At 43.2% G+C, this 21,097-nt stretch carries 15 protein-coding genes; 10 read left to right on the plus strand and 5 right to left on the minus strand.

What is annotated here, in order from left to right:
• From TY16_RS06705 to TY16_RS06715, 3 genes are all read right to left on the minus strand, one after another.
• Window positions 1–276, minus strand: coding sequence for a hypothetical protein (locus TY16_RS06705; protein ID WP_043931051.1), 276 nt, complete (start codon window positions 274–276; stop codon window positions 1–3).
• Window positions 277–973: 697 nt separating this feature from the next.
• The gene (locus tag TY16_RS06710) at window positions 974–1,438 is read right to left on the minus strand and encodes a hypothetical protein (RefSeq protein WP_043931052.1); all 465 of its coding nucleotides are present in this window, start codon (window positions 1,436–1,438) and stop codon (window positions 974–976) included.
• A gap of 182 nt (window positions 1,439–1,620) precedes the next feature.
• A complete protein-coding gene (locus TY16_RS06715; RefSeq protein ID WP_043931053.1) occupies window positions 1,621–3,066 on the minus strand; it encodes an alkaline phosphatase PhoX in 1,446 nt (481 codons plus the stop codon).
• 387 nt (window positions 3,067–3,453) lie between these two features.
• Between TY16_RS06715 and TY16_RS06720 the strand changes: the two genes are divergently transcribed.
• Together TY16_RS06720 and tatC are read left to right on the plus strand one after the other, a co-directional pair.
• The gene (locus tag TY16_RS06720) at window positions 3,454–3,654 is read left to right on the plus strand and encodes a twin-arginine translocase TatA/TatE family subunit (RefSeq protein ID WP_043931054.1); all 201 of its coding nucleotides are present in this window, start codon (window positions 3,454–3,456) and stop codon (window positions 3,652–3,654) included.
• A gap of 146 nt (window positions 3,655–3,800) precedes the next feature.
• Window positions 3,801–4,535 carry a twin-arginine translocase subunit TatC gene (tatC, locus tag TY16_RS06725; RefSeq protein WP_043931055.1) on the plus strand — a complete coding sequence of 245 codons (735 nt, stop codon included), beginning with the start codon at window positions 3,801–3,803 and terminating at the stop codon, window positions 4,533–4,535.
• A gap of 359 nt (window positions 4,536–4,894) precedes the next feature.
• Here tatC and TY16_RS06730 read toward each other — a convergent pair whose 3' ends face one another.
• On the minus strand, window positions 4,895–5,692 hold the full coding sequence (locus tag TY16_RS06730) for a hypothetical protein (RefSeq protein WP_043931056.1): 798 nt from the start codon (window positions 5,690–5,692) through the stop codon (window positions 4,895–4,897).
• Between the two features lie 672 nt (window positions 5,693–6,364).
• On the opposite strand from TY16_RS06730, the gene TY16_RS06740 reads away from it, so the two are divergent.
• Complete coding sequence (locus tag TY16_RS06740) at window positions 6,365–7,255, plus strand: glycerophosphodiester phosphodiesterase (RefSeq protein WP_043934560.1); 891 nt, start codon at window positions 6,365–6,367, stop codon at window positions 7,253–7,255.
• Window positions 7,256–7,618: 363 nt separating this feature from the next.
• Complete coding sequence (locus TY16_RS06745) at window positions 7,619–11,737, plus strand: phosphodiester glycosidase family protein (protein ID WP_231505576.1); 4,119 nt, start codon at window positions 7,619–7,621, stop codon at window positions 11,735–11,737.
• A gap of 951 nt (window positions 11,738–12,688) precedes the next feature.
• Here the strand turns inward: TY16_RS06745 and TY16_RS06750 are convergent.
• Complete coding sequence (locus TY16_RS06750) at window positions 12,689–13,507, minus strand: histidinol-phosphatase (RefSeq protein WP_043934562.1); 819 nt, start codon at window positions 13,505–13,507, stop codon at window positions 12,689–12,691.
• A gap of 705 nt (window positions 13,508–14,212) precedes the next feature.
• Here TY16_RS06750 and TY16_RS06755 point away from each other — a divergent pair.
• The 6 genes from TY16_RS06755 to TY16_RS06780 all read left to right on the plus strand — a co-directional run bounded on the left by TY16_RS06755 (window position 14,213) and on the right by TY16_RS06780 (window position 20,862).
• Complete coding sequence (locus tag TY16_RS06755) at window positions 14,213–14,857, plus strand: 2OG-Fe(II) oxygenase (protein WP_043931058.1); 645 nt, start codon at window positions 14,213–14,215, stop codon at window positions 14,855–14,857.
• Between the two features lie 313 nt (window positions 14,858–15,170).
• The gene (locus TY16_RS06760) at window positions 15,171–15,674 is read left to right on the plus strand and encodes an Lrp/AsnC family transcriptional regulator (RefSeq protein ID WP_043931059.1); all 504 of its coding nucleotides are present in this window, start codon (window positions 15,171–15,173) and stop codon (window positions 15,672–15,674) included.
• Window positions 15,674–16,888 (plus strand): aminotransferase, encoded by a 1,215-nt coding sequence (locus TY16_RS06765; protein ID WP_043934563.1) that lies wholly within the window; start codon window positions 15,674–15,676, stop codon window positions 16,886–16,888. The genes TY16_RS06760 and TY16_RS06765 overlap by 1 nt, the downstream gene beginning before the upstream one ends.
• 162 nt (window positions 16,889–17,050) lie before the next feature.
• Window positions 17,051–17,464, plus strand: a complete 414-nt coding sequence (locus tag TY16_RS06770; protein ID WP_231505577.1) for a hypothetical protein — start codon at window positions 17,051–17,053, stop codon at window positions 17,462–17,464.
• 293 nt (window positions 17,465–17,757) lie between these two features.
• On the plus strand, window positions 17,758–18,801 hold the full coding sequence (locus TY16_RS06775) for an ATP synthase beta subunit C-terminal domain-containing protein (protein ID WP_043934564.1): 1,044 nt from the start codon (window positions 17,758–17,760) through the stop codon (window positions 18,799–18,801).
• Between the two features lie 360 nt (window positions 18,802–19,161).
• Window positions 19,162–20,862, plus strand: coding sequence for an alpha-keto acid decarboxylase family protein (locus tag TY16_RS06780; protein ID WP_043931061.1), 1,701 nt, complete (start codon window positions 19,162–19,164; stop codon window positions 20,860–20,862).
• Window positions 20,863–21,097: the final 235 nt, after the last annotated feature.

Below are 21,097 nucleotides of genomic sequence, written 5' to 3' on the forward strand. Positions count from 1 at the left end.
TCATTGCAGGAAGAAATTTAGAAACATTAAAGCCGATACAAAAAAGTGAGCAGCTATTGTTTTTCTCTGGTCTTTAACTAAATAACCTTCTATTCCACCGACTAAGAACATCATGCCGCCAAGCAAACATCCAGATTTTACAAAAAAGCCAAGTCCAAATTTAAATGCCAGAAGTGCTGTGATTATGAAAGAAAAAGTAATGAGCGTATGTATAATCTTAAAAGGTTTGCTGCTTTCTCTTGTTTGTTTTTCAAAGAAAAAATCTACTATTTTCATTTGAATCCCACCTGACAGTTATGGCTTAACTTCAACCCGCTTTTTTCAGACCAATGATAAAACTGATGGATATTCCTTCCTTTATAAGAATTTCAACAAAAACTGCGGTAATCCTTCATTAATTGATTCATCCTTCAAAAAAAGAAACCCGGCTGCAAGTGCCGGGTCATTTGAAAAATTAGGTTGTAATTTATAAGGTTCAGGTCTATGAATGCTATTAGAGAGGCTCTATTAGATTAATCTGCTTGCCCCAGACACCGATTAATCTATGAGACAGGTCCTCTTGGATTAATCTGCTTGCTCCAGGTGCCGATTAATCTATGAGACAGGTTCTCTTGGATTAATCTGCTTGCCCCAGACACCGATTAATCTATGAGACAGGTCCTCTTGAATTAATCTGCTTGCTCCAGATAACGATTAATCTACGAGACGGGTTCTCTTGGATTAATCTGCTTGCCCCAGACTCCGATTAATCTATGAGACCGGCTCTATTGGATTAATCTGCTTGCTCCAGACTCCGATTAATCTATGAGACTGGCTCTATTGGATTAATCCGACTCTCCCGAACCCTGATTAATCAATCTATGAGACCGGCTCTATTGGATTCTCTAGCCTCTTTATAGCAGGATCACACAATTTTACCCCGGTTCATCTCTTAAGTTTTAGCAGGTGACCAAGTTGGATTACCCCTCACCGCCTATTGCTTATAATCCCAAACTATCTCATACTCCCCTTCAGCATTTTTCACCACATAAACATCCTGTACAAACGCAAACGTTCCGTACTTTCCCTTGTAGTCTTGAATAACCTCAAACTTATAAACTTTTTTAAACTTTGGTGTGTCCTTTGACATGCTCCATCCGCTAATCTTTTTGCCGCCCTCTATCGAATATTCAAAGGTCTCCGAACCAAAATGCCCCATAAATACATGTGACCTATCGGTAATATAGGTACTCTTTGGCCATTTTTCCTTCATAAAAGGATGCAGCAACTGCCAGGAATCACCGAAGTTTCCAAGCTGTTCATAAGAATAAAATTCATTTACAACCCGTTTAGCCATATGGCTTGGGGAAAATACAATAAAAAGTAAACAACTAACAATCATCAAAAAAACCACGCCAATAGTTAGCAACAGTGCAGGACGACGTTTGGTCCGATACATATGGCCCTCCTTTGAGATAGGCTATATCAAAGGATATGTATCAAAATAAAAAATAGTAGTAACCAAGCCGCCCTGTTTGCAGAAGAATGGCAGACAGCCTCTTCTGTGGAACAACACCTGGTGAAACAAGAAAAACCGGGGAGTGACAGGCACCTACCCCGGATTTCTATTTACCTACCTATTTATCCAATATCCACCCCAGCGCGTTCGAATGCAGCTGCTTCGAGGATGGACATGCCTTGTGCTTCGGCTGCTTTAGCCACTTTTTCGGAAACTTGTGGTGCGAGTTTCGCAGGAGTTGCATAGGACATTTCCCTTGCGCGTGCCGAGTTTCTGCGCTGGAATGGTCCCCAGATTGCAAAGGTTTTGCCTGGATCCTGGATATTGAGGAAAAGTGTTTTTCCATCTGGCGAGAAGGTTGGGCCTGCCAATTCAGAATCACTTAAGCGGTTGGCGGCAAATACATAGACGTTTCCTTCTGGTGTAATTCCGAGTAGGCGGTCTTGGCCAGAGCCATCTTCCGCAATCCAAAGGTCACCCCAAGGAGTCATGCTGATATTATCTGGATATTCCATATCTTTGGCGTCATTTCCCTCATAAAACAATTCCAATGTATTTGTGTGAGGAATATAACGGTACACACGTCCAAGTTTTTTCTCGCCGGCTGATGTGTCATCAAACCAGAAGACTCCGCTTTGGAAGAACGCTCCCTCTAGTCTAGAGAATTCGATACAGTTTTGAGCCTTAGCTTCCTCGCGGCATAAGTGAGGATCAACTTCCTTCCAAACGATTTGGAATGTTTGCCCGGTTTTAAACGTGCTTGCTTTTGGATCTGTTACTTTTTCAATTGCCGCCGCATAAAGCTTACCACCTTTATGTAAAGAGCCTACTGTTTGGCTGGTGTCATTCGGAATGAAACGGTAGAAGTAGCTTGGGCTGGCATCTTCAGTTAAGTATACATACCCGGTTGATGGATCAATTGCACATGCTTCGTGTGAGAAACGTCCCATTTCCTTGATCGGAGTTCTGGACAATTCGTTTTCCGGCTGTGTTGGGTCAACTTCAAATACATAACCATGTGTTGATGAACGTGTTTCTTCACACGTCAACCATGTACCCCAAGGCGTCGCTCCGCCAGCACAATTTCGGATTGTTCCGGAAGATGTTACATATTCTTTGATAACCTCACGATTTGCACCTACAACTAGAGCAGTAGTTCCGCCTGCGGCCGCTGGATCGTATGGATTTTTTCCAACAACAGGATTTTCTGCGCTATTACTTAATTCATGGTTACGAACAAGAATCGTTGTATTATTTGGTCCTTCAAAAGCTGCCATTCCATCAAACGCTCCAGGAATTTTGCTTCCATCGGTCATCGCTTCGCCTTCTCTGGAAATGATTTTGTAGTGGAAGCCTTTTGGAAGATCAAGAATTCCATTTGGATCTGGAACCAGAGGGCCATATCCACCGAAGCCGCTTGTAGGATTATCATTCTTATCTGCTAAAACCTTTGAACCAAGTGTAAGAACACCCGTTGATCCAAGTGTAAGAGCAAGTGTGCCCATTCCTCCAGCCTTCAAAAAAGCACGTCTGTCCAAGCCATTTTTGGAAGTTTCTTTAGTATCCATAGAATATGTATCTCCTTCACCGGTATATTTTCGAACAAGTTTAGAATAATCTGCAATTTTGAATAATTGGTGTCCTTCCTGTAAGGGTTAAGTAAAAAATTATTAAGATATGTAAAGGAGGTTTGCAAACGTCATCAATGCGGATATACGTTAAGGTAGCTGCGGTATTTTTTCTAAGAATCTTTGCCTTATGGGGTAAATATCATAGAAAAACTAAAGTTTACACTATTCTGCTTTAACAATTTTAATACTATTTTTACTATTCTTTACACTCGTTTTATAAACATTTGCTCGTTTTATCACTATAATCAAGGTGTTTACATAACCAACTGCTTTTTGAAAAAAGGCACTCAAGACTTATTTACAACTAAATTGGAGGTGTAGTCCTTGCTACAAAATATCGGGATTCCTGGGTTAATTCTCGTTCTTGTAATTGCGTTAATTATTTTCGGTCCATCTAAATTGCCTGAATTAGGGCGAGCTGTTGGATCAACATTAAAGGAATTTAAAAAATCTACTCGAGAGCTCGTAGCCGACGAAGATCAAACAAAAGAAAAGAAAGTACTTTCTGAAGAAAAAGGGATTTAGCCATCGGGTAGCCGGCCACAATTGTGGCTGCCCGGATCCGTAAGCGGGCGAAGCGGCTGTGTCCGAAACAAGAAGATGTAAGCCACAAGTTGTGCTTACATCTTCTTTTAGATTTACTGGCCAACATAAAGGGGGATGCTGTGCAAATGCAAGACAAAGATATTCATCTCATTGGACATTTAGAGGAACTTCGCCGCCGTATTATCATAACAATGTGCGGCTTTATCCTATTTTTAATTGTAAGTATGGTTTTTGTATCTGATTTGTATCGCTGGCTGATCAGGGATTATGACGGGAAGTTGGCAGTGCTCGGCCCAAGTGATATTTTATGGGTATATATGACGTTAGCATGTGTTTTTGCGATTGCAGGTACTATTCCGCTGGCAGCCTATCAAATATGGAAGTTTGTCGCACCTGCGTTAAATGAAGAAGAGAAAAAAGTGACGATTAGGTTTATTCCAGGTTTATTTTTGTTATTTATAGTGGGGATTTGTTTTGGATATTTCGTGCTCTTTCCAATCGTGCTGGGCTTCCTTACAAGCCTGTCTGCCGGGGAATTTGAAACAATGTTCACAGCTGAAAAATATTTCGGGTTTATGATTAACCTGACCCTCCCGTTTGGATTCATATTTGAAATGCCGCTCGTTGTTATGTTTTTTACAAGATTGGGAATCTTAAATCCTGCAAGGCTAAAGAAAGCACGAAAAGTTTCCTACTTTGCTTTGGTTGTCGTGTCTATTCTAATAACGCCGCCGGACCTGGTTTCCGATATCTTGGTCATCGTTCCTTTACTGACGCTTTACGAAATCAGCGTCTCTCTTTCCAGCTTCATTTATAAAAAAAGAATTCCCGCTGAAACAGGAATCCAGGCTCAAGTATAATCAGGTTAAATAAGTGAAAAAGATGGCATTATTCTCACTAACCATTCCTGAAACGTTCTAAAACTGAATGACAATAACATTGAATACTAAGGCAAAACAAAAGTGCAGGCCCATTTTATCCTGCACTCTCTTTTTGATTAAAGCTATGTTAAACAAGTGTGTTGATTTCCGCTACAGGCGCTTCGCTTTCCGTGGGGCGTGCGGTGAGCCTCCTCGTCGCTTTGCTCCTGCGGGGTCTCACCTGTCCCGCTGCTCCCACAGGAGTCTTCGCGCCTTCCGCTCCAATCAACACTTAATAAAAATCAACAAAATCTGCTAACACAGCCTTTATTAATAAAACATCACTTATTAATAAAACATCACTTCTTTACAATCTTCGATGGATTATTGATTTTATATCCAACAGGGACATCGAGCAAAAGTGATTCATCTTCTACATCCTTGCCTTTTGGCAGGCTCTTTTTAACGATTTTGCCGTCAAACTCCAATTCCATACCTGGTTCGAGTTCCAATTTTTTAAGGGTTTTGCTATGTGAACCCCATGCAAGCCCAATCTCAATCGGTTCCTCCTGTTCAATCCTAACATCTTCAAACACGACAACCTCATCATTTTCTTCATTAAAATGGTTCCAGCTTAAAGCCAGCTGTTTCACTTTTCCAGTGAAATGAACTTTATCTTCCGGGAGGGTTATTTTCGGTGCCTTCTCCTTTTTCTTGGTTGCCTTTTTTGCAGCAGGTGTTGAGGCATTATCCTGCACAGGATTTTCAACTTTCTGGCTCTCCGCTTCTGCTTTTTCCGGCAAATGTTCTTCATCTGTTCTTGGCTCTTCTATTGCCTTGTTCTCCTTTTCAACAGCAATGTTTTCTGTTTGTTGGCTGCTCAATTCTTTTACAAAAGAAGAAGACTGCATTTCCTTCAGATAAGCGGGATGGATACAAGTTAAACGTCCATCGGCGAATTCAATAACAAGACTGTTGTACTCACCGTTTTTGCCATATACCTCGAAACCCTTTATTGTAACATTACTATGCTGGTCCTTGTCCTTGTACAAAAAAGTGTTTTTGCCTCTTAAGCCCCATTCCTTAAGCTTTTCCATGTAATGACTGTCATCTTTGAATACTTCATATTCTCCTTTAGGAGGGATATATTGTGTCATATGGTGGAACTTCCTTTCGTGTATAACTTTTAGGTTTCATTGTATATTAGATTCTAGCCCCCGCATAGGAAATATGATACCCACAGCTCTTTAATTACAAAATAAGCCCATAAGTGCAGCAAAGAAAAAATTAGGAATCGGAGGCTTCTTCCTTCATTTCTTTTCATTGAAATAAGGGCCAGAGCCAAGGAGTGTACCCGGCTTTCACTTGCGTCTCTTCCATAAAACTCCATCCTATACATTCAAAATGCTACTTTTGAAAGAGCAGTCCCCTATGTGGCACCTGCGTTCTGGACCCCTTAGTTATTACAATAAATATCTGCTATCTCTCCTTCAGAAGTAACTGAGGCAGTATTACTCTCTTTAAGCAGGATGCTAAAAGTAATAACCTTTTCCTGCTTATACCGTACCCTGTCGGTAAATCCTAATTCAAGAAATTTTTTAGGATTTTCCTCAATTTCACCCTTATAATCAATCGAATATGTTTCTAGCGAAATCCTCGTATTTTCGAGATTGGCTCTTTTAAAAATGATATTAAATCATAAAATTAAATTAATTGCGTTTTAACTATTTACAATTTTATAACTCTATTGTTACTCCTTCTTCATACTGAATTCATTTTCGTTTATTACTCTTTAAGAGACTAAATGAATGGAGGGATTTTAAATGTTGATGAAAAGTATTTTCCGAAATGTCATGATGTCTGCAGCAATTGTCGGTATTGGGACTGGAGCAGTCAGCCAGGTACAGGCGGCGGAATTGATTAAGCCTTCTCTTAATCCCAACAAAATACTGAATGTTGCGCATCGCGGTGCATCGGGCCATGCTCCTGAGCATACGATTCCTGGTTACAAGCTCGGTCAGCAAATGAAAGGTGACTACATAGAAATTGATCTTCAAATGACAAAAGATGGCGAACTCATTGCGATGCATGATGAAACGTTGGATCGCACAACGAACGGGACCGGCCTTGTAAAGGACTTTACACTCGCCGAGATCAAACAGCTTGATGCTGGTTCTTGGTTCAATGAGAAATATCCGCAGTATGCACAGCCTGAATACGCTGGTCTTAAAGTGCCGACATTGCAGGAAGTCATTGAAACATTCGGTACCGGCGCCCGCTATTACATTGAAACAAAATCTCCTGAAGTTTACCCTGGCATGGAAGAAAAACTAGTGGAAATCCTGAACGAGTATAAATTGACAGGGAAAAATGTACCTTCCAGCAAAGTAATCGTTCAATCATTCAGTGCGGACAGCCTGAAAATTGTCCACGAAATGGATTCAACCATTCCATTGGTCCAACTGCTTTGGTACGATCAGCCAGCAACTTTGACAGATGAAGAGTTAGAAGAGTACAAATCTTACAGTATCGGACTTGGCATGAACTATGACACAATCGATGAAGCCTATGTGCAAAAGGTACGTCAAAGCGGTCTTCTGATTCATCCATACACAGTAAACGAAACAGCTGATATGGAAAAACTGCTGGACTGGGGCGTAACAGGCATTTTCACCAACTTTCCTGACCGCCTTCAAGAAGTCCTGAAAAAACGGAACTGATAAAAAAGCCTGTCCGCTCTACTTCTCGAGTAGAATGGGCAGGCTTTTAAAAATTAATCATTACGGCCTTATTTTTATACAGCAACATATTTATTTACGAAGGGCGAACCGCTTCTTTCCCGCCGTTTTTTAGCATGAGTAACAATTTAATCAAGATTGACACTGCTCCTTATTGCTCGATAGGGTGTCTTTGTCAAGAACTAGGCAGTCACAGTTTTTTTCCCAAGTCAACGCAGAGGCTTTCTCCCTAAAAAAAGTTTGTAAATTCTTAACATTCACTCAATAATAAAATTATACCTGTTCGCTACACTAGTATTGTTGTTTATTGCCATTCTATTATTCTTTTTAATTTAGGAGGAACCCATGCGCATGCGTTCAAATTGGAAAAAAAGAATACTGCCCGTTACTCTCTCCTTTGCCCTCGCAGGAAGTATTATTTCGCCAAGCTTTACCTCTGCGCTCGGACCGTTCGATTTGCAGTCTGTTATCGCACCTGTCCCGATCAATCAGTACCAGGCAGACATTGCACCAGGTGTTAAGGAAAAGCATTATAGCTTTGAAGGAAAAGATGGCAAGAAGATTGAGAGTTTTGTAGTCGATGTCGATATCCAAAACCCTACTGTCTCAATCGAGGCAGGAACACCGAATGACAGCAATACATACGGTCTGCAGCCAGTGAGGCAGCAGGCAAAAGCTGCGGATAGCGAGAATCATAAAGTTGTAGCTGCCGTGAATGCCGATTTTTATAATATGGCAACGGGTGAGCCGCATGGCGTTGTTTATAAAGATGGACAGGCCGTAAAGGGAACAAATAGCGGATCGCACAAATTCTTTGGAATTACCAAGTCAGGGGAAGCCGTGATCGGCGATGCAGCCCAATACCCCGCAATGAAGGACCAGCTCAAGGAAGCTCTTGGCGGCAATGCCATCCTTGTAAAGGACAGTAAAATTTATCAGACTCCGCAAACGGGACAAGATAAGGAACCCCGGACGGCAGTCGGTATCAAACAGGATGGCGATGTCTTTTTCGCCGTCATTGACGGTAGACAGGAGCCGTATTCAGCAGGTATTTCGATGGCTGATTTGGCACAATTGATGATTGACCTTGGGGCGGTAAGTGCCCTGAATCTGGATGGCGGCGGCTCGTCAACATTCACAACGCGTACACTTGGCGGGGATACTCTTGAACTCGACAATAAACCGTCCGACCGCAATGAACGAAGTGTAGCCAATACCTGGCTCGTTGTTACAAAAGAACCTTCCGACCATATTTTCGCGTCGGCACATATCGAGCCTTATGATAAATCCTTTACAACGGGTTCAACTATCCAGTTTTCCGCAAAAGGAAGGGACAAATCGATGGCGTCCGCTCCCCTTCCCCAAACAGGGTTAAGCTGGTCACTATCCGACCCATCCTTCGGCACAATTGATGAAACCGGAACGTTCATCTCAAACGGAAAGGCCGGCCAATTCGAGATTCTCTTAAGCCACCAGGGGCAGCAGGTCGGCAGGAGTATCATCGAAATTGCCAAGCCGGATGAACTGAGTTTTGGTTCCACTGAACTGACAGTCGCCAGAAACAGTGAAGTCGACCTCAACCTGATTGCAAAGTTCCAAAAAAGGGTTGTCGACTGGAACCTCCAGGACATCGAATTCTCAATCCCTGAAGGAATGGGAACAATCGATGAAGCAGGAATCCTTCATACCGGGGATAAAAATGTATCGGGTACAATTACCGCAACACTAAAGGGCACCAGCCTCACCGCCCCGATGAAGGTCTCGGTTGGAAAAATGCCTGAGGTGATCTTTGATTATGAAAAAGGCATGACTGGCTGGAGAACGTCAACTGCCGGACGCGGTGAAAAAGGAATACTCACCCTTTCCAACTATCCTGACCAGGTAAGGTTCGGCAACCAAAGCTTAAAATTAGACTTTGATTTTACAAATGCACAGACCGGTACAACGCTTGGCGTCTATGCAGGGCCTGGTGTCCATACGCCAATCAATGACAACCCGACCGGCATCGGCATGTGGGTGTATGCAACTCCTGAAGCGCAGGGCTATTGGCTGAGGATGATGGTTGTCGATGGAAACGGCAAGAACCAATCGATCGATCTGACAAAAGAAAAACCTGGCGTCGACTGGACAGGCTGGAAGTACATCGAAGCCCAAATTCCGGCATCGTTCACTGGACCATTCAAATTGCACTCCACCCAAACATTCAGGATGATGTCGACCAAGTCCGGGATTACAGGTCCGATGTCAAATGGGACAGTCTACATCGACAATATCCGTGCCGTATACGGTGAAAAGATGGATGATTTGAATCCTCCAGTCATTGAATCCATCAATGTTGACGGGAAAAATTTTGACACAAACACAGTAGGTATCAAGGCGAATGTCAGCGAATATGAAGATGACCCGTTCAAAAAAGGCATCGACTGGGAGAAAATCAGCATCTATGTCGATGGCGTGAATTACACGAACAAGGAAGGCCATTACTCGTATGATATGGATGGCTCCGTTTCTCTCAGCAGCCTGAAATGGGCAGATGGAACCCACAAAATCACTTTGATGGTACCGGACAAATTCGGTAACCAGGCCATTAAGACCGTTTACTTTACCGTAAACACTGGGGCTGCAAAAATGGAAGTTGTCAATCAGCAGGAGCAGCCGCTACTCGGTGATCTATTCAACCTAACTGTAAAGGCAACAAATCCAGAGGGTCTATCAGGTTCAACCATCAAGCTGAAGGTTGATAAAAACTTCCCTGTGGAGGCAGTCCAGTTCGGAAATGGGTTCAAAGAAAGTACGTATGATTATGACAAAGAAACCGGAACCCTTACATTAAATCTCATTAACAACGGTACATCTGCTTCAGTTGATGCCGCTACCATTGGGGTCCGCATACCTGCCGACACAAAAGAAGGCAGCAAGCTGACCTATGAGATATCAGAAGCAACGCTGAATTTCCAAAATAACACTGGTAGCAACTTTGTTCCGACGTTTTCAATGGCACAAGTAAGCAAGGAAGTACAAGGCGCCTTTACGATTACAGCCGATCCTATTTTAATCGGCAAGCCAACCGCCATGACAGTGAAAGATACAAAAAATCAGCCAGCTGCCGGCGCGGAAATTTTTGCCGAGATTGAAGGCAGCAGCGAACCGATTTCACTCGGCACAACGGATGAAAATGGCAGACTGATTTCTGGCCCAATTACAGATGAAGTCAAAAAAGTCGCTTTGTATGCGGTTAAGGACGGCAAGTACTCGTTCAAGATGAACACACAGACATACCCTGCCCTTGCTGCGGAAAATGAAATCAAGAACATCCTTTCCAATCCGACAGGAGACCCTTATAAGACGAAATCGTTCACCTGGATGTCGAGCCCGCTGACTGAGGCTGAAGCGATGGTAAAGTTTGCGCGCAAACAGGATTACGAGCGCAAAGGCGAGGATGCATTAGAAACAGCAACTGGTACGTCAAGCAGCCAGGTTTTCTCAGGCGAGCTTGATATTAAAAAGAACGGGATTGTAAGGGTCAATGAAGTAAACCTGAGTAAACTTCAGCAGGATACAACCTATGTTTACCAGGTTGGGGACGGGGAGAACTGGTCACCAATCGAGGAATTTACGACTGAGAAGCGGAAGCAGAATTTCGAGTTTGCCGTTTTCGGTGATACGCAATCCCCTTCCGATTTAAGTGATTATAGCAAAATTCTTGAGAACCAAAGCAAAAACGATCTATCATTCATGATCCATGTCGGTGACCTGATTGATGAATCGGCCAAGTTCAAACAATGGAACGACGCACTCGGCCTGATGAGCAGCTATAGCTCCATCCGCTCCACCGACCTTGTTGCAGCGCTCGGCAACCATGAATACATGGGCGACCCGAATGGCAGCCTGGCAAAGGCGATTTTCAACAATCCGGAAAACGGGCCTGACGCGGACAAGGGCGGAACATATTCGGTCGAATACAACAACATGCACATAAGCGTTCTCGGTTATACAGACAGCGCTGAAGTGCTTGATAAACAGCTCGAGTGGCTCAAGCAGGATGTACAGAATAGCGACAAACCATGGAAAATTCTTGTCACCCACAAGCCGCCATATTTTACGAATCCGTTCGGAGGCAATGCCGTCATGAAGCAGAAGCTACCACCGGTTGTCGATGAACTCGGCATCGATATCGTATTCTCCGGCCATGACCATTCCTACGGCAGGACAAAGAAAATCAAGGATGGCCAGGAAGACTCAAACGGCACTGTCTACATCGTAGCCGGCACGACGGGTAAAAAACACTATGACGCAGTCGCTGATGAAAAATTCGACTATGTTAACATGGACCCAATCGCGGTCTCGATGCACGCAAAAGTCGAAAAGGACACAATCACATTTACAACCATCAGCTCAGATGGTGAAACAATCGATCAATTCACAGTAAAAAACGAAGAGTATTTTGACGAGGACGAAGAGTAGAATCACAGGAAAAGAGGGTGTCCCTATGCTTGGGACACCCTCTTTTTGACTCTATGATTTCCGCTCCGATAAGGTAATCCTGAGAAAAAACGAGTGAGAATTGTATAGAAAAGGATTTACTAGACGGAACTAGGGCAAGCGGAGTGAGATTCGTCGAGAAAAAGGCATTTACTAGACGGAACTAGGACCGGCTGAGTGAGATTTGTCGAGAAAATGGATTTACTAGACGGAACTAGGGCCGGCTGAGTGAGATTCGTCGAGTAAATGGATTTACTAGACGGAACTAAGGGCGGCTGAGTGAGATTCGTCGAGTAAAAGGCATTTACTAGACCACCATTATTTTGAGAAGTATGCGCTAATGAAAACATTGGAGTGGCTGCTTAGACAATTTCGCCTGGAATCACGATAGAGCTGTCCGTCATCCTTCCCTACCAGATTTCTATTTACTTGTTTAAACAAAAATTCATATTCTATTAAAACTTCCTTAATATTTAAATCCTATACTTATAAATGCAGACAGCGTTGTTCGAGCAATACACTCTCTGGTTTCAGCATTACACGGAGTTAATGTTGGGGCTACGAAATTTGTTCGGACAATAACCATTTCTTTTCTCAAAGACTTTTTCCAAGAAAAAATGGCGGCCTCCCCGCCGCCGCCCCCCAATACTATAATGAACAAACTCTCTCCCAGTTTGTTAAAAAATGCCCTTTGTACAGTGTACGAAGGGCATTTTTTCATGAACTCTTTAATGAATCTGATACCTACCTTTTAGACATGGCCGGGCAAATTCGAATTGTCTCCTACTAATAGGCGTCGTAGGTCTAGAAGTCAAACCTGACCACGCGAAGCTTCCAGAAAACTTTACCCTACCAAAGTAGAATAAGGACGCCAAACTTGAGCCGTCCCCTGTGATAACCGACGAGGTCAGACCCCGTTACTGCCCTCCCCTGTTACAGCGGCACAGCTACCCTCTTCTTCTCTTTAAAATAAACCCACTCGGTAAAGCCAATTTCTTTGAGGCGTTCCCGGACGAATTCGAAGTCGTCGGCCACTCTTTCGGGATCGTGGGCGTCAGAGCCAAATGTGACTGCTACTCCGTAATGTTTGGCGACTTCCAATATTTTGTCGGAAGGATACCAGCCACCTGAGTCCTTTGTTTTGCCAGAAGTGTTAATTTCAATGGCAACATCATTTTCACCAATGATTTTGAGAGTTTTTTCAATGGCATCGGTCTCTATTGAAGAGAAAGAAGGATAGAATCCCTTCATGCCATCGATGTGGCCAAGAATTTGGAACAGTCCGCTTTTTGCCGACTGTTCAATCAAGGAGTAATAGGCTTCCTTTACACGTACTTTTTCGCTTTTTGAAAGTCCATCCCAGCGGCCCTTTTTAAAAATGCTGACATCCTCCACAAAATGGACGGAGCCGATAATATAATCAAACGGATATTTGTCTAAAAAGCCCCGGTATATTTCCACATGTTGGGGGAAAAAGTCTGATTCTACTCCCAATAACACATCAATTTTCCCGGCGTACTTCTCTTTTAACTGCAGAACTTCCCGCACGTAACCCTCAAATTCACTCTTCGCCATCGTGATTCCGGGAAATGGCCGATCCTCTTCTTCGGCAAAATAAGGAGAGTGGTCCGAAATCCCAACAGCTGTCATTCCTTTTCTAATCGCAGCTTCAATATAGTTCTCAATGTTCCCCCGCGCATGGCCACAGCGGTCATGGTGTGTATGTAAATCGAATATTACAGAAGGTGTCACTTCATTCACGTCAATTCTCCTCCTAACTTCTTACAATGGTGACGGTTCTAGTTTTGCCTAAAGGAAGGCTTAGGAAATTCTATACAGAAGTAAGAAAAAAACGTCCCACCCAAAACACTAGGACCGCCATTTCATCATTTAGTGTCGACTCGGTGTTAGTATCCTATTCTAAGGGCTCACTTTTACAAACCCGTCGATTATTACATATATCGTATCCTAAGTCCCTTCATTTTTGGAGCCAATTCCGTAATTTTCAAGGCATCATTGGACAATAAGTGTTCACTACATCCTTCCTTTTACAGGCTACTTTTAGGCATTATCACCTTGCTGAATTCTCAATTTGTATGACGTCATTGGAAGATCTCTATGTGGCAAACCCCTTTAATTAGATTAGCCTTAGTTTCAAGGACTGGGCTATATAGGTCTCCTTAGAGATATTTTTATTAAAGGATATGTATGTAATGAAGAAAAGTAGTACTCGCTTAACCAAAGCTTTAACTCTTCCTTTGATCTCGGGGTGATCTCCGGGTGATTCCTCCCTTTGCAGATTAGGTTACCTCAGATTCTGTACTCCTACTAATTGATTGGGAAGGAATATCGAGGAGTGAACGCAACAGAACCATCCTCCTTTGTGCTAATTTTTTTAAATTCAAAACCTTTGTTATATAATTAGTATAGCCAGAAAATAACAGAGGTGAGAAAAATATGTCGAGCGTAGATAAAGAACAAACGATTTTCAATCACGAAAAAAGTACTATCAATACAGAAGATAAAGTTATAAAGATCGTGGCAAAAATAGAAGAACCCTTGGTAGTGGTTCTTGATAATGTGTTGGATAGTGAAGAATGTGATGAGTTGATTCGATTGGCCAAAGATCGTATGAAGCGTTCTAAAATTAGTGAGAATCATCTGGAAAATGAGATTCGAACAAGCAGTGGCATGTTTTTTGATAAGATGGAAAACCAACTGGTCGCAAAAATCGAAAAAAGAGTTTCAGAGATTATGTGTATTCCGATTGAACATGGTGAGGAAATTCAAGTTCTGCATTATCTCCCTGGGCAAGAATACAAAGCTCATTTTGATTATTTTTCATTAAAGAGCAGAGCAGCGGAAAATAACCGCATCAGCACCCTCGTCATGTATTTGAACGATGTCGAAGAAGGCGGCGAAACAGTCTTTCCACGACTGAACTTCTCCGTTACACCAAAAAAAGGAATGGCCGTTTACTTTGAATATTTTTATGAAGTCCAGGCGTTAAACGAGTTGACTTTCCATAGCGGGATGCCTGTCATAACCGGAGAAAAATGGGTCGCCACACAGTGGGTGAGGAGGAAAAAATTAGTTCTCTAAGGTAGAAAAAGATAAAGGTTAGGAATGACAGAAGAAGAAATGAAAATATTGATTTTAATAAAAAGCAAGGCTGCCCAAAAGGTCGTGAATGGCGACAATTTTGGAGCAGCCTTTTTGTTTCAGGCTTTCACCTCTAAAAATACTGCAAAGCAAACAGAAATGGTTCTTATTCGCCATGTAAGATGGGCATCTTCCCTCCTTCGCCTTCCTTCAATATTCGTAAGTTTCTGCCAACTTCCCCTTTATTCTTTTAGCCTCTTTTCAAAAGTGGTATTATATGAATATTGTTGTTTGATGTATAGGAGGAACTCGAATGAAGTTGTCCGATCAGGAGTTAGAGGTTTTATCAATTTTGGAAGAGAATCATCGGATCCCGACTGCTGATATCGCGAAGATGTTGAATCAGAGTGTGGATCAGGTGAAAGAAACAATAAAGAAATTAGAAGATGAAAAGGTGATTGTGAGCTATCCCGCGCTTATTGACTGGACTAAAGTCGAAGGTAAGGAACCAGTTGTCGCAATGATTGATGTGAAGGTTACCCCGAAGCGTGGTGTTGGATTCAATGAGGTGGCGGAGAGGATTTATCGATTCCCCGAGGTCACTTCCCTTTACTTAATGTCCGGCGCGTACGACCTGTCTATCACAATTGAAGGAAAAACGATGACCGAAATTGCCAAATTCGTTTCCGAAAAGCTGTCAACAATTGATAATGTCATGTCAACAACCACACACTTTATGCTGAAAAAATATAAACATGATGGCGTCATTTTCGGCGAAGACAAGGACAGTGATCGGAGAATGGTGGTTTCTCCATGATGAACGAGTATCAGCATTATCTTTCCGAAACTGTAAAAGATTTAAAACCATCAGGAATCAGAAGGTTTTTCGACCTTGCTTCCACGATGAAAGGTGTTATCTCATTAGGGGTCGGCGAACCGGACTTTGTCACACCCTGGGGCATTCGCGAAGCGGCCATTTCTTCACTGGAAGAAGGCTACACTTCCTACACAGCTAATCCCGGACTCCTTGAGCTAAGAGAGGAAATTTCTTTTTATCTTAAAAATAGATTCCAAGTAAATTACGATCCCGTAAATCAGATCATTGTCACGATCGGAGCGAGCCAGGGAATCGATTTGGCCTTCCGCACGATACTCAATCAGGGTGATGAAGTGTTAATTGTCGAACCAGCCTTTGTATCGTACTCTCCTTTGGTTGCGCTGGCGGGTGGAATACCGGTGCCTGTCTCAACTCATGCCGAAAACGGATTTAAGCTTACACCTGAACTGCTCGAATCGGCGATTACAGACAAAACAAAAGCAATTCTGCTCTGTTCACCGAATAATCCAACCGGAGCATGTCTTACAAAACAAGAGCTTCAGGAACTGGCACAGGTTATTGAAAAACATGACCTCCTCGTCGTTTCTGATGAAATTTATGCAGAACTAACGTATGACGAACAGTACACTAGTTTTGCAAGCATTGACGGAATGTATGAGCGAACGATTTTACTGAACGGTTTTTCGAAAGGTTTTGCAATGACAGGCTGGCGACTCGGATGGATTGCCGCGCCTAAGTGGCTTACCGAAGTCATGATTAAAATCTTTCAATATACGACGATGTGCGCACCGCACATGCTTCAGCACGGAGCGATTGAGGCGTTACGAAATAACTATGACCAGGTAGAAGCAATGAGAAGAAGCTACCGGAGGCGAAGAAATTACATCGTTCAAGCCTTTAATAACATCGGACTCGATTGCCACAACCCAGGCGGAGCCTTTTACGTCTTTCCTTCTATTAAAAGTACCGGACTTTCATCGGAGGAATTTGCGGAAAAGCTGCTGCTGGCTGAAAAAGTCGCAGTCGTACCGGGCGGCGCCTTTGGGGAAAGCGGTGAAGGCTATATACGATGTTCCTATGCGACAAGCATGGAACAAATTCAGGAAGCGATCACACGAATTGGGCGGTTTTTGGATACATTGGAAAAGCCGGAGAAGGACTCTTCCCGGAATTTTGTGGAACAGCATCAGTAAAAGGTGAAACACCTACCTTACAAAAAACCAAATCCCCAAAATGATGGGATTTGGTTTTTTTGCGTAATTAAATAATTCTCCCTAATCCAAGAAAGTTGAGAAACCTCCCCCTTATGTTACAATCCAGATAAGATGACGAATGGGAATGGAGGCGTACTAAGGGTGACAATCGTAGCCTATTTTATTACTCTAATCTGTATTGCAGTATCCATACTTGTTACTCTGTTTTTCAAGACTGAACTGGAGCGGATGTTTAGTGGCGGCAGGCAGGAATTCATCTTTCATGTTTGTAATTTCATCATCATCATGATGGTGGGATTTACATCGCAAGCCGTTATGACAATCTATCTCCTGGGACAAGAATTTCACTATTTACAGCAAACGGCCGCTCTATTTTTCATCGTCTTGGCACTTTACATCCCAGGGCACTTGGCCTTCGAAAAATACAAATTAATTTACAGAAAATATGAGACGGCAGAGGATGGCAAAGTCCTTGTACTGAACGAAAAATACTTGAAAAAGAAAAAGAGATTTCAAAAGTTGAAGCACTACAATGCCTGGGCCGAAGAGGAATAATGTTCCGGCGCTGCTCACCAAATAAAGCTTGGAGACCAAATTATACGGCTCCAAGCTTTCTGCTTTTTTTAGAAGGTTTCAAAAGGATGAATTCCTATGTTGATACACCACTCTATTCACCTACCTGCCCTTTAACAAATTAAAGACTTGGGGTTAAAACCCTAGTTAAGACTAGTTCATTCAACAAAATTACTCTATAAAGCAATAAAAATTAGTTTATAAAGTAATTTATATTGCATTCAAACGTAATTTAATTTACTATATAAAGTAAAGGAGGGTAGTCTATGGAAAAACTGGATGACTTAAGGTTAAATGTAAGCTTATTACGAAGAAAAGTACCGAATCTAACAAGTGCAGCCAGGCAAGTTGGCTTGCGGCCTGCTACCGTTTCGAACCTGTGCACCGGAAAAATACCTGTTGGCAGAGCTGAGGTTCGAACGTTGGTTGCACTAGCATCATTGGCAGATTGCAGTTTGGATGATCTGATTATCAGAGGGGAGAAAATCGAAATGATCGAAACCAAAATTAAAACGTTGGATTTATTTGCTCCTTTAGCAAAAGGAGGAACTGTCGGTTTGGTTGCACGTCCTGGAATGGGGCAGCTCGTGGTATTGTCAGAGTTACTTTTTCGATTGAAAAATGAAGGATTTAAGACAATTCTGTTAATGCCTGAAGGTGAACACCAGGGAGTTGATGAACTCACTGAAAATGTAGAAATCATTACGAACACCATCGAAGAAACCTATGAGACCATTGCAGGTATCGGCGTGGACAAAGATATTATGTTCGTTGCCGACAGATCCCATGTGATAACAGGAAGTATCCAGCAACTCCAGGAGAAGCTCCAAGGAATCGGAATCCATTCTGTCACAACTTTCCTGCTTGATTTAACAGGCGAGGTTGTTGATGAAGATTTACCTTATGGGCCACTGGAAACCTTATGGCAATTCGACGCTGATCTTGCAGCACGGCACCGCTATCCAGCCGTCAATCCTCTAAGTTCAACCTCCTCTGTGCTCGAAGGCGCCCATCTAGATCAGGAACACTTCACAATTCAACAAAAAGCACTAAAGCTTCTCCGCCGCTACCGGGAACTCCGTTCTTTAGTGAATGTTCGCGGGATTGAACGGATTCCGGCATCTGAATTACAAACCTATCAAAGAGGCGAGCGGCTTGAAGCCTATTTAACCCAGCCATTTTATGTTGCCGAACCCTTTACCAAACAAGCAGGCCTGTCAGTAACCCTTCATGAAACTTTGAACGATATAAAAGAAATTTTGAACGGTGCGGCAGATTCTAAAAATGTGTCAGAACTAGAATTTATCGGGAAACTGTAAAAGAGCAAACAGGGACGGATCTCCTCTGCCAGTTGGCTAACGAGACCGTCCCCTTTTTCATCATACCGCATACAACTTTACCTTTGTATAGCCCATCTTCAGAAAGTTCCAGTCCAAATCAATTCCCACAAAATCATTATCCAAATGAAGGATGATTACGCATGATTTTTTGTCTGTTCCCGCCTTCATAAGCCGAATGAAGGATGGTTACGCACGATTTTTGGGTCTGTTCCAGTCTTCATAAGCTCGCAAAACCACTCCCTTCCCTCCCTCTCTCCAATCCAACGCTTAACTCTCCTGCAACAAGGGTAAATCTTATAAGTAAGCAGCTATGATTGGAAAGGAGCGTGTTTAAAGAACATGACTTCAATGGACAACTCCAGCCAACAAACCCCAATGGGGCAAAAAACGGTTGGCGAGTATTTATTTGATTGCCTAAAACAAGAGGGCATTACCGAAATTTTCGGTGTCCCGGGAGATTATAATTTCACCTTGCTTGATGCGCTTCAAGAATGTAATGGCATCCGCTTTTACAACGGGCGGAACGAACTGAATGCTGGATATGCCGCGGATGGGTATGCGAGAATCAAGGGCCTGTCCGCTCTAATTACGACATTCGGGGTCGGAGAATTGAGCGCAACCAATGCAATAGCCGGCGCTAATAGCGAGCATGTGCCAATTATTCATATTGTCGGTTCCCCTCCCGAGAAGGCTCAAAAAGAGCACAAGCTGATGCACCACACACTTATGGACGGTAATTTCGATGTGTTCCGGAAGGTGTATGAGCCATTAACGGCGTATACAACAATCGTTACAGCGGATAACGCCAGGATGGAAATTCCTGCAGCGATCCGGATTGCCAAGGAAAGAAGAAAGCCCGTATACCTTGTGGTAGCTGATGATGTTGTGGCAAAGCCCATCACAGGACGGGAGGGACCATCATCTCCGGTGCCAGCTTCGAACCAGGATAAACTTCTCGCTGCGGTGGAACATGTCCGCAAGTTGCTGGAACCTGCCCGGCGGCCGGTCATCCTCGTCGATGTAAAAGCGATGCGGTTCGGACTTCAAACAGCGGTCCGGGAGCTTGCAGATACATTGAATGTTCCCGTTGCGACCATGATGTACGGCAAAGGAACCATTCACGAAACCCATCCGAATTATATCGGAGTGTATGCTGGCTCCTTCGGCAGTTCCGAAGTCCAAAGCATCGTTGAAAACTCCGATTGTGTCATCGCGGTAGGACTGTTGTGGTCCGACACCAACACAGCGAACTTCACCGCAAAACTGAATCCGGATACCACAATTGAAATTCAGCCTACCAAGGTCAATATTGCTGAATCCCAATACCGGGATGTACGCGCTGCCGACATGCTGCAAGAGATGCAAAAGCTTGGATATATAAGCCAGTCAAAGCCCGAAAAAATCTCCTTCCCGTACGAGGAAATCAGCGGCAGTTCCGATGAGCCGCTTAGAGCAGAAAACTATTTTCCGCGTTTTCAGCACATGCTAAAAGAAAACGATATTGTGATTGCCGAAACCGGGACCTTCTACTACGGAATGTCCCAGGTGAAACTGCCTGCCAATACAACCTATATTATGCAGGGAGGCTGGCAGTCAATCGGGTACGCCACACCCGCTGCCTACGGTGCGAGTATCGCCGCACCGGACCGCCGGGTGCTGCTTTTCACAGGAGAAGGCTCGATGCAGTTGACTGCCCAGGAAATAAGCTCGATGCTCTATTATGGATGCAAGCCGATCATCTTCGTCTTGAACAATGACGGCTACACGATTGAAAAATATTTAAATGTCGAAACCAGCCCCGAGGAGCAGCAGTACAACAAAATTCCGAGCTGGTCATACACCAAACTCGCCGAAGCCTTTGGAGGCGAACTATTTACAAAAACAGTCCGAACAAATGGAGAGCTAGACCAGGCAATAACCCAGGCAGAACAGGAATGTGCCGAAAAACTCTGTTTGATTGAGATGATCGCTGCTGACCCGATGGATGCTCCTGAATACATGCACCGGATACGAAATCACAAGCAGGAACAGAAGACGTAGTAGAAATGGAGGCCTCGTCCTCCATTTCTTTTTCTTTTTTTTGAAAAAATGGGTCGATGCCCTAAATAAAATGCATACATGCCTACACGCCAAGTCTCGAAGAAATCCAGACGTCATTACTTCAAAAAAATCAGGTGTTGCCGGGCACTTTATCAGGAAGCCAAAGAAGACTGTTCCAAAAGCAAGCTTTTGGGACAGTCCTCTTTAGTGTTCTAAATTAATTTTTATGGCCGAA

Source organism: Bacillus sp. EB01 (assembly GCF_000613125.1).
In the GTDB taxonomy this organism is placed as follows: domain Bacteria; phylum Bacillota; class Bacilli; order Bacillales; family Cytobacillaceae; genus Bacillus_D.

Bases quoted from the DNA above. Each gene is read 5' to 3' on its own strand.
- TY16_RS06705 (WP_043931051.1), bottom strand. From the start codon at position 276: ATGAAAATAGTAGATTTTTTCTTTGAAAAACAAACAAGAGAAAGCAGC.
- TY16_RS06710 (WP_043931052.1), bottom strand. From the start codon at position 1,438: ATGTATCGGACCAAACGTCGTCCTGCACTGTTGCTAACTATTGGCGTG.
- TY16_RS06715 (WP_043931053.1), bottom strand. From the start codon at position 3,066: ATGGATACTAAAGAAACTTCCAAAAATGGCTTGGACAGACGTGCTTTT.
- tatC (WP_043931055.1), top strand. From the start codon at position 3,801: ATGCAAGACAAAGATATTCATCTCATTGGACATTTAGAGGAACTTCGC.
- TY16_RS06730 (WP_043931056.1), bottom strand. From the start codon at position 5,692: ATGACACAATATATCCCTCCTAAAGGAGAATATGAAGTATTCAAAGAT.
- TY16_RS06740 (WP_043934560.1), top strand. From the start codon at position 6,365: ATGAAAAGTATTTTCCGAAATGTCATGATGTCTGCAGCAATTGTCGGT.
- TY16_RS06745 (WP_231505576.1), top strand. From the start codon at position 7,619: ATGCGCATGCGTTCAAATTGGAAAAAAAGAATACTGCCCGTTACTCTC.
- TY16_RS06755 (WP_043931058.1), top strand. From the start codon at position 14,213: ATGTCGAGCGTAGATAAAGAACAAACGATTTTCAATCACGAAAAAAGT.
- TY16_RS06760 (WP_043931059.1), top strand. From the start codon at position 15,171: ATGAAGTTGTCCGATCAGGAGTTAGAGGTTTTATCAATTTTGGAAGAG.
- TY16_RS06765 (WP_043934563.1), top strand. From the start codon at position 15,674: ATGAACGAGTATCAGCATTATCTTTCCGAAACTGTAAAAGATTTAAAA.
- TY16_RS06780 (WP_043931061.1), top strand. From the start codon at position 19,162: ATGACTTCAATGGACAACTCCAGCCAACAAACCCCAATGGGGCAAAAA.